The sequence below is a fragment of the Anabaena sp. PCC 7938 genome, from assembly GCF_049315035.1.
Lineage (GTDB): Bacteria > Cyanobacteriota > Cyanobacteriia > Cyanobacteriales > Nostocaceae > Anabaena > Anabaena cylindrica.
Genome location: NZ_CP186034.1, coordinates 1748631 through 1761055 on the forward strand (window position 1 = coordinate 1748631; position 12425 = coordinate 1761055).

A 12425-nucleotide genomic window follows, 5' to 3' on the forward strand; every position below is an offset into this window, starting at 1 on the left:
TTTACTGGATGCTGACATAAAATTTAAGGAGATTGCTTATGTCAATGGTTACTTTACCTGGATTAAAAGAGTTAATTGAAAGTATCAGCCGCGAGCGAAATTTACCTCGTTTAGCAGTTCAATCATCTATTAGAGAAGCACTACTTAAAGGTTACGAACGTTATCGTCGCGCCCAAAATTTAGAGCGTAGACAATTTGATGAAGAATATTTTGATAATTTTGAAGTAGAACTTGATATTGAAGGAGAAGGATTTCGCGTTCTTTCTACAAAAACTATTGTTGATGAAGTTAGTAATACCGACCATCAAATTTCCTTAGAAGAAGTACAACAAGTAGCGCCTGAAGCCCAATCAGGGGACTCAGTAGTACTAGATGTTACCCCAGATCAAGGGGAATTTGGTCGCATGGCGGCAATGCAAACCAAGCAAGTATTAGCACAAAAACTGCGGGATCAACAACGGCAGATGGTGCAAGAAGAGTTCCAAGATTTAGAAGGAACTGTTTTGCAAGCTAGAGTTTTAAGGTTTGAGCGTCAATCTGTAATTTTGGCAGTTAGCAGTGGTTTTGGTCAACCAGAAGTAGAAGCTGAATTACCAAAACGGGAACAGTTACCCAACGATAATTATCGAGCTAATGCCACCTTTAAGGTATATCTCAAAAAAGTATCTCAAGGTCAGCAACGAGGCCCTCAGTTGCTCGTTTCTCGTGCTGATGCGGGATTAGTAGTTTATTTATTCGCCAACGAAGTCCCAGAAATTGAAGATGAAGTGGTGCGAATTGTAGCTGTAGCCAGAGAAGCCAATCCCCCTTCCCGTTACGTAGGTCCCCGGACTAAAATAGCAGTAGATACCCTAGATCGCGATGTAGACCCAGTCGGGGCTTGTATTGGGGCTAGAGGATCTCGAATTCAAGTGGTAGTTAATGAGTTAAGAGGTGAAAAAATTGATGTAATTCGCTGGTCTCCAGACCCCGCAACCTACATCGCTAACGCCTTGAGTCCAGCACGGGTAGATGAAGTCCGTCTGATGGACCCGGAAACTCGGCAAACCCACGTTCTCGTAGCTGAAGATCAACTAAGTTTAGCTATTGGGAAAGAAGGACAAAATGTCCGATTAGCAGCCCGATTGACCGGTTGGAAAATTGACATTAAAGATAAAGCTAAATATGACTATGCCGCAGAGGATGCTAAATTTGTGGCTGTAAGAGCAAAATATCAACCGGAGGATGATGAAAATGAGATGGAGGAACTAGAAGATGAAAATCAAGAAGAATTAGAATTAGATCATGATAATTTTGACACTGGGGAAGAAGATTAATCCTCAACTGCGGTTGGGAACTGTCTACTAACTGTCAAAATGGGCAAATCAGAATTAATTTTAGGGGATTATAAACTTCTAAACTGACTGATGAAACCGAACTATCGGCGTTGTATTAGTTGTCGCCGCATAGAACTCAAAGAAGAGTTTTGGCGGATTGTCCGCGTCTTTCCATCTGGAAAGGTACAATTAGATCAGGGCATGGGGCGTTCTGCCTATATTTGTCCACAAACTAGCTGCTTACAAGTAGCTCAGAAAAAAAATAGATTAGGGCGATCGCTACATGGAACAGTGCCTGAAGCAGTTTATCAGGAACTGAATCAGCGTCTAGCCCAAAGCAATACCCAGAAAAATCACATTTAATTGGAACAACTTAAAGACGGTAATCTCTAGAGCAATTGTGATGAAAGCCAAACAATTGGCACTCTCATCACTCCCTCTGGTATCGTTGGGGTTAGTGCCAAAATAGTAAATGGGTGGTAGAAAGCAAGTCTGTCTCCTTTTATTGAGAGAAATGACTAAGCAATACTCCCAACAAGTTTTACTCGATTGTGTTGTGGAAGACTCAGAATCAGCAAAACAAAAAACTCAAGTATGGCAACCTGGTAGCGCTTTAGCGCAGTTCGGCTTCAAGGCTGCCCATAAAAATTTTTTAAATCAAAAATTTTTGTGGAAGTCAGTCAACCATCATTCCAGATGGGGATGCCAGAATTAAACCGAAACATCTCTCTTTCCTAATTGGAGGCACCGGCAACATCACCAAGGGCAACCTAAAAAACAGTGATCAAAGGATGGAGATGTCACAAACCAGGCAACCATCCGCTAAAACTGTAAATTAAAGGGGAAAGAGTGGATGAACAACGGCAAAGTTAGAATCTACGAATTATCAAAGGAATTGAATTTGGATAACAAAGAGCTATTAGCAATTTGCGACCAGCTCAACATCGCGGTCAAAAGTCATAGCAGCACAATCTCAGAATCTGAGGCTGAACAAATTCGTATGGCTGCGGAAAAGCTCGCAGCTACGAGTGTCTCGCCCAAAAAGGAATTAGGTACAAATAACCATAAACCAAATTCACCTCAAACTGGCGGACGTAACCGACCTGCTGCATCCCACAAACAGCAAATTTTGGAAATTCGCAAACCCAAAATATTGAGAAACACTACCTCCAACGCCCCAGAGGCGTCAATTGATATTAATAACCAAGTCGCTTCGTCTGATAGCCTGAGTGACATTCGCGATAGCGCGCAGGAGGCATCAGCCATGGCTAATTCTCCTTCACCCCCACGGCCTTTCGCTACACCAGTCTCGCCCATGAAGCCGACGGCACCAACTCGACCTGTACCCCGGAATCAATCGGAGACTCCGCAGAAACCTAATATTGCGGAACCGGATCAGCCAACTAATAACGCCAATCCAGTAGGGGAAAAACCTGAAAAAGTTGTTTCCCCAAGAGCAAAACCCGAAAAAGCTCAAAAACCGCAGTTAGTCTCTCCGCCCTCAAGACCGCCAGAGGAAACCGAATCTGCCACTGAGCAGCTTGTTCCGGCAATCAAACCTGTCCTCAAACGGGAACGACCGACGCGGGGTGAAGACGAACGCGACCAGGCCAAGCCCAGAAGCAAACCAAACACAGATCAGAAGGCACGTTCAACTCCATCACCGCTCAAACCTGAACACAGAGCGAGTAGACCATCTGCGCCTGGAACAACGGATGTACAACGTCCTAGACCAGCGCGTCCTGGTGAATCGCCAGCTACACCAACTGCGACTCCACCAAGGCATACGGTAGGAGCAGGGGCGAAAAAAGAGGGATTAGATGATAATACCCCGATCGCACCTGATCTCCTGGATTTGAAACGCCCAACACCTCCTCGTCTAGCCAAGGGTGGAAAAAAATGGCAAGAAGAGGAGATAATTGACGAAATCAAAGAGAAGGCGAAGATTGGCCCGAAAGGCAAACGAGTCAAACCCATCCTAGATGATGATTTTGAAGAAGACGATTTGCTGGATGAAGAGGGTCTGGAAATTCCAGCAACCGTCCAGGTAAGTCTTTCTATCGCTCGTCCTCCTAAGCCCAAATCGACTCGACCTGCACAACAACCAACATTAGTTGCTGCTGCTCCAACTACCAGAAATAATAAAAAGTCTGGTTCTTCTTACCGTGACAACAATCGTCGTCAACAAGAAGCAGAGGTCAAACAGGAACGTCCAGAAAAACTGGTTGTCACGGGTCCGCTGACAGTCCAAGAGTTGGCTGAAGGCTTGGCTGTTGCCGATACAGAGATTGTGAAAATCCTGTTTATGAAAGGCATGGCGGTAAGTATCACCCAAAATCTGGATATTCCGACCATTACCCTGGTAGCCAAAGAGCTAGAAGTAGAAGTCGAAATCACTGAACCAGAAGCAGAAGCCCGGAAAGTCACGGAAATGATCGACGTGACCGACTTGGAACACCTGATTCGTCGTCCACCAGTTGTGACGATTATGGGCCACGTAGACCACGGTAAAACCACTCTACTCGACTCGATTCGCAAAACTAAGGTGGCTGCTGGTGAAGCTGGCGGTATTACCCAGCATATCGGCGCATACCATGTGGATCTGGAACATGATGGCAAAAAACAACAAATTGTCTTCCTAGATACTCCTGGTCACGAAGCTTTTACAGCTATGCGGGCAAGGGGAGCGCGGGTAACAGACATTGCTATTTTGGTAGTAGCTGCCGATGATGGTGTCCGTCCCCAAACCATAGAAGCTATTAGCCATGCTCAAGCAGCAGGTGTACCAATCGTTGTTGCTATTAACAAGATTGATAAAGAAGGCGCACAGCCAGAACGGGTTAAACAAGAATTAACCAATTATGGACTGACAGCAGAAGATTGGGGTGGTGAAACAATCATGGTTCCTGTCAGCGCTATTAAGGGCGAGAACCTAGATACGTTACTAGAAATGATCTTGCTAGTAGCTGAGGTAGGAGAACTATCTGCTAACCCAAATCGTGTGGCTAAGGGAACAGTAATTGAAGCTCATTTGGATAAAGCTAAGGGTGCAGTTGCTACCCTGCTGATTCAAAACGGTACTCTCCATGTCGGAGATATGCTGGTAGCTGGTTCTGCCTTTGGTAAAGTCCGGGCAATGGTTGATGACAGAGGCAAACGAGTAGATGTTGCTAGTCCTTCCTGCGCTGTTGAGGTACTGGGTTTAAGTGATGTACCCGCAGCCGGTGATGACTTCGAGGTGTTCGAGAACGAAAAAGTAGCACGAACTCTAGCAAGCGATCGCGCCGACAAACAACGTCTATCCCGTCTATTACAAGGACGTGTAACCCTCACAACCCTTTCTGCTCAAGCCCAAGAAGGCGAGTTGAAAGAACTCAACTTGATCCTCAAAGGAGATGTTCAAGGTTCAGTAGAAGCCATTATCGGATCTCTCAAGCAAATTCCCCAAAACGAAGTCCAAATTCGGATGCTGTTGGCTACTGCTGGAGAAATTACAGAAACAGATATCGACTTGGCTGCTGCTAGTAACGCCGTCATCATTGGTTTTAATACCACTTTTGCCAGTGGTGCAAGACAAGCTGCTGATGAAGCAGGTGTAGACGTGCGGGAATACAACATCATCTACAAACTTCTGGAAGATATTCAAGGAGCCTTAGAAGGTCTTCTCGAACCAGAATTGGTGGAAGAACCCTTGGGACAAACAGAAGTCCGTGCCGTCTTCCCAGTTGGTCGTGGTGCGGTTGCCGGTTGTTATGTTCAATCAGGCAAACTACTTCGCAATTGCAAAGTACGAGTGCGTCGCGGTAGTAAGGTGGTCTATGAAGGCGTACTGGATTCCCTCAAACGGATGAAAGAAGATGCCCGTGAAGTCAACTCCGGTTATGAGTGCGGTATCAACATTGATAAGTTCCATGACTGGGTTGAAGGTGACATCATTGAAGCCTATCAGATGGTAACCAAACGCCGTACCCTCACCCTCACTAAGTAATGTTGAGTAGGGAGTGCTGAGTTAATTTATGAATGTTGGGTTGGCGTAGCTTTTAGTTCAACATTCAAACCTGAAACCTCAGCACTCTTACACTTTCAAAAAACAAAACAGGAAGCAGGGGAGCGCAGCCAAAGGCAGAAAGCAGAAAGCAGAAAGCAAAAGGAAAAAAGATTTTGTTTCATTTGTTGCTAGCGCTAACTGCCACTAGTCTGAGTCTCATTACTTAAAAAAATCTCTTTTTAATTAAAAACAACTTGTTTTTACACAAAAATTTGAGTGTAGTGCCAATTTTAGTGACCAATAACACAGAACTTGTTGCTACATAAACGTTATCTTTAGAAAAGATTTAAGTAAAATTTCAGAATTTGAGGGGTACAGGTAAATCACATCTTGACCCTGTTTACATATTTTAGGTTTGACTTCGTTCATATCTTCCCCCTTGTGGACAAAACAAATCGTCAATCCGAAGTCAAAAATCTAAAATAGTCCAACTCTGGAAGTCAAAAGTCAATAACTCAGGGCCAAAACCGCTGAGTTTCCCGCTCACCGCGAGATTTTATGAGGAATGAGGAACTATGGCTCAAATTTCAGCTTCTAGCACTGGCCAATTCTCTCGTGATGCTCAATTTTGGCACAACCTTAAGAATGCAATTTCTACTAGTTCCGGTTTCCAGCGCTGGCAACTAGAATGTACTGCTCAATTACAAGGTCTGCGCCTAGAACAGCAAGTCCAAAAGTATTTACGAGAAACCTTAGAAACTTTAGCTTATTAAAAAAAACAGTAAATCTTTTGAGACCTGTTGACAACTAGCGGAGTGTATGGGAAAAATTTCCCAGAGCTTTAACCGCCAACTCCATGACAAAATTTCACAATAGCAAAAAAATTACCTTTTTTAATCTCATACGGTTCAATTAACCCCCCATGCTAAACACTGTGGTTAAGGTTAACTGAGCCGTATTGTTTTTTAATAATAATTTTCACTGAACAAGCGTTAATCATCCAGTATAGTTTCGCATGGGTTTTACAGTCAAACCCTGTTACCTTAGACTATGTTGAAAGTCGCGTCATCAAGTACATCAGAAAAATAAAAATGAAATATAGAGGTCTTCATATCTCCACCTTAACCTTAGGAACCAGCCTAACAGCTTTGTTAGTTATTACTGGCGCTTCTATGCTACTGTCCAGTACGGTCAATGCTAGTTCCAGACCAACTTTAACTGCACAAATTCCAGCCAGTGCAACAGTGATTTATGTTAATCCTGTTACTGGTAATGATCGTAACAGTTTTGGTACTACCCCAGAAGCACCATACAAAACTATTACCTTCGCGATTTCGCGGGCCCAATCAAATACAGTTATTCAACTAGCGCCTGGTAGCTATACCAAAGATACTGGAGAAACTTTTCCCTTGTTGCTCAAACCAGGAGTAATACTTCTGGGTAATGAAGCTATCAAAGGTCAAGGGACAGCAATTATAGGTGGTGGTTATTACACCAGTCGCACCTTTGCGAGACAAGACATTACAATCTTGGCTGAGAATAACACCACTATTACAGGTGTCACTGTTACTAACCCCAATTCACGGGGTACTGGGATATGGGTAGAGTCAAGTAATCCCACTATCAAAAACAGTACTTTTACAAACAGTGCTAGAGATGGTGTTTTCATTACAGGTACAGGAAATCCCAAAATTGAAAATAACGTCTTTGTGAAAAATCAAGGCAATGGGGTTTCAGTAACTAAATCTGCTCAAGGGGAGATTCGTAATAACTTATTTCAGGATACAGGTTTTGGTTTGGCTATTGGTGGTGCAGCCACAACTCTAGTAGCAGGTAACAACATCGTTGGTAACAACGACGGTATGTTTATTTCAGAATCCGCTCAACCTGTACTGCGTAACAATGTCATTCAGAATAATAAACGGGATGGTATAGTCGCTACTATTGATGCTCTTCCCAACCTCGGTACTAATGACAATCCTGGTGGTAATCTCATCCGTGATAATGCCCGTTATGACTTGAATAATTCGACGAAGGTTAACAGGATAGTTGCTATTGGTAATGATATCGATCAAAAGCGCATTTTTGGTGCAGTCGATTTTGTGGCTGCAACTGTTAATCAACCTGGTGGGCCTGTAGTTTTTCGGGACGTGCCTACAGGTTATTGGGCAAAAACCTATATTGAAGCTTTAGCTGCCCAAAATATAATTGCAGGTTTCCCTGATGGTACTTTTAGACCCAATGAGCCTGTAACTCGCGCTCAATTTGCTACCATTATCACCAAAGCTTTAACACCCCCAGCTAAACGTACAGCTATTCAGTTTAGGGATGTGAACAGCAATTTTTGGGCTTATGGAGCAATTCAGTCGGCTTACCAGAGTCAATTTGTAGCTGGGTATCCTGATGGTACTTTTAAACCACAGCAACAAATTCCCAGAGTACAGGCCTTAGTTGCTCTAGCTAATGGTTTGAATTTCACTGCCAATAATAACAATATTCTCAGTTTTTATACTGATGCGGTTCAAATTCCCAATTATGCACTTGGGCCTGTTGCGGCTGCAACTGTACGGCAATTAGTGATTAATTATCCTATGGTGCAACAACTTGATCCTAATCGTGAGGCAACTAGAGCAGAAATTGCTGCTTTTGTTTATCAGTCACTTGTGACTATTGGCAGGGCGCAACCAATTCCCTCTCCCTATTTGGTGACAGCACAGTAAGCTAAGTTGGGAAACTGAAAGCGTCAGACTATGAATATAATTTTCATCTGGCGCTTGATGTTTTTTGATTTTTAGCTCTTAAAGACGTTTTTGCCGACTTTGTTCCCATTTCCAAAGAAATATCATCAAGGCAACTATTCCCACTTGCAGCGCGAAATTGGGTAAAGTGCTGTCGATATTCTTCCCAGCAAGCAGTTGAAAAAAGAAGGTGAATGCGCCGATAAAACCAGAAGCACCAACACCTATATAGATAAATTGCCGCAAACCACGATAAGGGGCTGCTATTTCAGCTTTCAGGTGGGCATATTGTTTAGAGTTAAGACGATTTTGGGAATTTGGGTCTATCATAGGTAAATAATGCTATGATATCAAACTGTGTATGCCGATGTGGCTCAGGGGTAGAGCAACTGATTCGTAATCAGTAGGTCGTGGGTTCAAATCCCATCATCGGCTTTGGTGTACATTCGCACACTATATGTCTGTACATTAACAATTTATTTGTCACTGTTAACAAATTAATGTCATTTTTAACTAATTCGTGTCACTGTTAACAAATTAATTGTCCCTAAATGTCACAAGCAACACTGTATTTATATAGTGTTTTCAAGTGTTTTCAGAGTTAAACCCACGACCTACTGATCTTTCAACCCACCTAGATATTTTTTATTCTACTTGCATTAATGTCTTTCAACCCGCCCCACTCCGGGAGGGGTGTTGAAACTTAAAACTAGGTATCAAGGGTGGGTAGAAGCTAAACTTTCAACCCGCCCCACTCCGGGAGGGGTGTTGAAACCAAGCTTTGACAAGAATGTTTTTGGAAGGAGAGAAGCCTTTCAACCCGCCCCACTCCGGGAGGGGTGTTGAAACCCAGCAGCACAGGTGTGTAACGTCATGCAAGAATTGGTTGCTACAATCTTTCAACCCGCCCCACTCCGGGAGGGGTGTTGAAACGTAAATTCTTGATTCCAAGCTAATCTAATTCCCAGCTTTCAACCCGCCCCACTCCGGGAGGGGTGTTGAAACTAACATTGAATTGTTAGACATATCAGATCGTATTCACCTTTCAACCCGCCCCACTCCGGGAGGGGTGTTGAAACAAACTGCTAGAACACGCTGCATTTTACAAAGCTCAACTTTCAACCCGCCCCACTCCGGGAGGGGTGTTGAAACCGTTAGCTTCTGGGTCAAAAGTTAAGTCTTTAACCTTTCAACCCGCCCCACTCCGGGAGGGGTGTTGAAACTGTGTAAGAGTTTCAGGCAATTGTACGCATGGGAACTTTCAACCCGCCCCACTCCGGGAGGGGTGTTGAAACAGTGCTATTTGGGATGCAGCAAAACCAAGACTTGACTTTCAACCCGCCCCACTCCGGGAGGGGTGTTGAAACCGGCTGTTTATGTTAATAAAAAGGCTTTCTTGTTTCTCTTTCAACCCGCCCCACTCCGGGAGGGGTGTTGAAACCAACTTTTAAAGCAAAATCAAAGTAGTACTTTGCTTTCAACCCGCCCCACTCCGGGAGGGGTGTTGAAACTCCGCCCGACCAAACCCTTATTTAGTGACACTTCCAAAAGCAATTTTGGCGGATGTCCTAAATTTGCTCTTAATTTCCCTTTAAAGGGAACATTTTCAAAGCATCTCAACATCTGAAAAACAGACTAGACAAGGGATTTGGACTTTTGGCAGAACCCCAGGGAAATTGACCTCGCTTATGGTTCGCCAAAAATAAATAATTAAGGTGGATTCCTCCTTGCTCGGAGGTGATTCGGTAGCCACCACTGCGGTAAACCCGCACCTCTATTACTGGGGGCGCACCTTATTCCTGTTTACAAGAAACAGCAGCATCAAGGTGGGCAGCTACCAGGGTCAGAAAGCAAGACTGTCTCACAACAGTCAAACTAACCCACATTTATCTCAGTTCAGAGGTTGATCAACAACATGAACTGCGGCGCTATTGTTAATTACTATTCTATTACTCAAGGTTCAGTGTTTTGTCAATCAGGCTTTTCGAGATTGATAGGCGTTTATGGCTAATTCTTTGGCTTTTTCCAGTGGACTCGCTCTAATCTGTTGTTTTCCTTCTTCAATCACAATTCCTGCTTTCTTGGACTGACTTTGAATATTTGTAATCAATCTGCCATAACTCCATTGATGAACACTATTTGGATATTGCTTGGCATACTTTTTTTGGACTTCTACTAAATCTGATTTTTGTTCAGCTTTGGCTTTAATCTCACTCTGAATTTGTTCTCGCATATCGCCTAAGTTTGGTAGGACGATACTGCCAGCTTGATAGGTTTGTGCGATCGCAATAATTTCTTTTGCCAGTAATCTGTCTATATACTCTCCTAACTCCGAATCGCCAAAGTTGTTTGGTGCAGCAATCCTTTGAGCAATATGCCGTTGGTGGGATAACAGATGTTTTTGTTGTCTTTGTCTGTTAAGCAGTTTGTAATTATCACCTAGTAATTGTTTAATATTGCGATACGTTAAAACCTTCCCTGTAGTACCATCTACAACGGCAACAGTGGCAGGTTTTTCTAAACCTAAACTCACACCCAGTAGAATATGAGATTGTCCTTTATATAAAGGTTGGCTGGGACGAGGGAAGGGGTTATTAATTCTGGCTAGAGAGGAATTTTTGCGTTTGAGATGCGCCTGTTGTTTATCATTTAGATCACCTTTGGCTTTTGTCTGGGTGATGGTTTTGGCAATTTCTTCAGCTTTTTCTTCTTTGACTAAATTTGTTCCTTCTTCTGTCCATAGACGAGTATCTACACAACAATAAAGGGTTAAATGGTGAATATCCCAAGGTTCTCCTTTACCTTCTCCTTCTTGCCAAGCAATACGACCACTACGCAGGGTAAACAAGGCACTAGAGTGTTGATTTTTGCTATTTTTCTTAATTTCCTGGTCTTCCAGAAAACGTTGAAACCAGTGGAGTTGGCGAGAATCACAATAAATTTGAAAGATATGCTCTCTTAACGTAGGAAATGTTAAACAGATGCGTCCAAACCGATTTTTAGACCAAACTAAATCTTCGTTGGTTTCGTAAGCCACCGGAAAAGGCAGAGAGCTAAATTTTCTTAAAAGACTGTTTTGCCATAATTTCGCCTCTGTTTCGTCTTCAGGAACGTTATAAGTAGCAGTGAAAAGAGTTTCTAACCATTGAGTATCGGTTAAATCCCGCCCTTTGGGGATTCTAGCGGCTAGTTTTTCTGTGAGGCGTTGAATTTGGATTTCTAATTTACGGCGACGTTGAGTGAACTTTTCGGAATTTTCTTCTTTATTGCTAACCTTACAACCGTTTTTAAGTAAATGACTAATAGCACAACGAGTTAAATTATCTTCTGCGCTGCTGTAAGCATCAAATAATTTTTTTGATAAATTACCTTCGCTATCTGATTTTTGGGATTTTTTACCCATTTTAGACTTTTTACCCTTGTTGGATGTATCTCTGTTGGTATCTTGTGGTGCAAATTGAGCCAATATTTCCGCAGATGTAGCACGAAGAGTATCTAATGAAACTCCACTGTGTTCTACCAATTCAGCATCACTGTTGAACATTTCCAGCCAGCGAAGTTTGCCGTCTAGTTGGGACTGATAACGCTTCATCAGCGCAAACCAGGATTCATAAATATAGTTCACTGATGCTGTGGCACTGGTGTAAAACCTTGCAGGTTGTCCTATAAAGCGCGGATCAGTTTTCAAAGGTTCACACAGTTCTTTGACTATACCTGTGGGGTGTTTACCTTTTTGTCGCCATGTTTCAAATTCTGGGTGTTTACCAATTTGACTCAGTAGTTCGTTAATCAGTGGCGTGTTTTTCTCTGCCATCAACTGCCATAGCTGTTGACGGGTAGTTTCACTGGCTACTAAACGACACTGAATAGTGATTTGGCTCATACCTAATAAACATATTTGTCTAATACTAACATATTTGTATTATAACTGCTTTCTGTAAAATGTTTTTATGCAAGAAACATTTTTCACAAGTAAGGAAGCGGCTCAATTGACAGGTTGTACTCTCCGCCAGATTCAGTATTGGCGAGAGAAGGGGATTGTTGTACCTATCATTAGTGATACGGGAACGGGACGCAGTATTTATTACTCTAGGTCTAATTTGGTAGAACTGGCAGCTTTGGTATATTGGCTGTCTACGGGGATAAGTTTTGATATTGCCTGTGAAACCCTGAAAAGGCTGAAGGCACAAGAGCCGGAGTTGTTTATTTCAGGTAAGGGTAAGCGGTTTATGTTGTTGTTATCAGCACAGAATGAGTCGCTTTCTCTAGTAGAATTTGACAGGAAGAGTGCGATCGCATCCCTGGATGAAGGTAAGGCTGTTATTCCTGTGTGGTTGGATATTATTTATCAGAAGTTAGCAAGTAGGTTAGCTCAATAGAGTC

Annotated in this window: 9 protein-coding genes, 1 tRNA gene and 1 CRISPR repeat array; of the genes, 8 read left to right on the top strand and 2 right to left on the bottom strand. The window is 42.9% G+C overall.

The features are described from left to right. Positions 1-38 precede the first annotated feature (38 nt). The 6 genes from nusA (at position 39) to ACOWPH_RS08170 (ending at position 8024) form a co-directional block, all read left to right on the top strand. On the top strand, positions 39-1316 hold the full coding sequence (gene nusA / locus ACOWPH_RS08145; RefSeq protein WP_015214912.1) for a transcription termination factor NusA: 1278 nt from the start codon (positions 39-41) through the stop codon (positions 1314-1316). 90 nt (positions 1317-1406) lie between these two features. Next, the gene (locus ACOWPH_RS08150) at positions 1407-1679 is read left to right on the top strand and encodes a YlxR family protein (RefSeq protein WP_015214913.1); all 273 of its coding nucleotides are present in this window, start codon (positions 1407-1409) and stop codon (positions 1677-1679) included. Positions 1680-1830: 151 nt separating this feature from the next. Beyond that, positions 1831-2031, top strand: coding sequence for a hypothetical protein (locus ACOWPH_RS08155; protein ID WP_171815790.1), 201 nt, complete (start codon positions 1831-1833; stop codon positions 2029-2031). A 138-nt stretch (positions 2032-2169) separates the two neighbouring features. Beyond that, positions 2170-5304: a translation initiation factor IF-2 gene (gene infB, locus ACOWPH_RS08160; protein WP_015214915.1), complete on the top strand. Its 3135-nt coding sequence runs from the start codon at positions 2170-2172 to the stop codon at positions 5302-5304. A 575-nt stretch (positions 5305-5879) separates the two neighbouring features. After that, positions 5880-6077: a hypothetical protein gene (locus tag ACOWPH_RS08165; RefSeq protein ID WP_015214916.1), complete on the top strand. Its 198-nt coding sequence runs from the start codon at positions 5880-5882 to the stop codon at positions 6075-6077. A gap of 318 nt (positions 6078-6395) precedes the next feature. After that, positions 6396-8024, top strand: a complete 1629-nt coding sequence (locus tag ACOWPH_RS08170; protein WP_015214917.1) for a DUF1565 domain-containing protein — start codon at positions 6396-6398, stop codon at positions 8022-8024. A gap of 78 nt (positions 8025-8102) precedes the next feature. On the opposite strand, the gene ACOWPH_RS08175 is transcribed toward ACOWPH_RS08170, so the two are convergent. Beyond that, complete coding sequence (locus ACOWPH_RS08175; RefSeq protein WP_015214918.1) at positions 8103-8372, bottom strand: DUF3493 domain-containing protein; 270 nt, start codon at positions 8370-8372, stop codon at positions 8103-8105. Between the two features lie 33 nt (positions 8373-8405). Between ACOWPH_RS08175 and ACOWPH_RS08180 the strand changes: the two genes are divergently transcribed. Continuing rightward, a tRNA-Thr gene (locus ACOWPH_RS08180) sits at positions 8406-8477 on the top strand. Between the two features lie 231 nt (positions 8478-8708). Continuing rightward, positions 8709-9553: a CRISPR direct-repeat array (repeat unit 37 nt; unit sequence CTTTCAACCCGCCCCACTCCGGGAGGGGTGTTGAAAC). 464 nt (positions 9554-10017) lie between these two features. Here the strand turns inward: ACOWPH_RS08180 and cas12k are convergent. Beyond that, positions 10018-11925, bottom strand: a complete 1908-nt coding sequence (gene cas12k / locus ACOWPH_RS08185; RefSeq protein WP_015214919.1) for a type V CRISPR-associated protein Cas12k — start codon at positions 11923-11925, stop codon at positions 10018-10020. A gap of 67 nt (positions 11926-11992) precedes the next feature. Here cas12k and ACOWPH_RS08190 point away from each other — a divergent pair, with 67 nt between their 5' ends. Then, positions 11993-12421, top strand: a complete 429-nt coding sequence (locus ACOWPH_RS08190) for a MerR family transcriptional regulator (RefSeq protein WP_015214920.1) — start codon at positions 11993-11995, stop codon at positions 12419-12421. The last annotated feature ends 4 nt before the right edge of the window (positions 12422-12425 follow it).

What these genes read in the sequence shown, in the direction of transcription:
- ACOWPH_RS08165 (WP_015214916.1), top strand. Translation starts at nt 5,880, where the DNA reads ATGGCTCAAATTTCAGCTTCTAGCACTGGCCAATTCTCTCGTGATGCT.
- nusA (WP_015214912.1), top strand. Translation starts at nt 39, where the DNA reads ATGTCAATGGTTACTTTACCTGGATTAAAAGAGTTAATTGAAAGTATC.
- ACOWPH_RS08150 (WP_015214913.1), top strand. Translation starts at nt 1,407, where the DNA reads ATGAAACCGAACTATCGGCGTTGTATTAGTTGTCGCCGCATAGAACTC.
- ACOWPH_RS08175 (WP_015214918.1), bottom strand. Translation starts at nt 8,372, where the DNA reads ATGATAGACCCAAATTCCCAAAATCGTCTTAACTCTAAACAATATGCC.
- ACOWPH_RS08155 (WP_171815790.1), top strand. Translation starts at nt 1,831, where the DNA reads ATGACTAAGCAATACTCCCAACAAGTTTTACTCGATTGTGTTGTGGAA.
- infB (WP_015214915.1), top strand. Translation starts at nt 2,170, where the DNA reads ATGAACAACGGCAAAGTTAGAATCTACGAATTATCAAAGGAATTGAAT.
- ACOWPH_RS08190 (WP_015214920.1), top strand. Translation starts at nt 11,993, where the DNA reads ATGCAAGAAACATTTTTCACAAGTAAGGAAGCGGCTCAATTGACAGGT.
- ACOWPH_RS08170 (WP_015214917.1), top strand. Translation starts at nt 6,396, where the DNA reads ATGAAATATAGAGGTCTTCATATCTCCACCTTAACCTTAGGAACCAGC.
- cas12k (WP_015214919.1), bottom strand. Translation starts at nt 11,925, where the DNA reads ATGAGCCAAATCACTATTCAGTGTCGTTTAGTAGCCAGTGAAACTACC.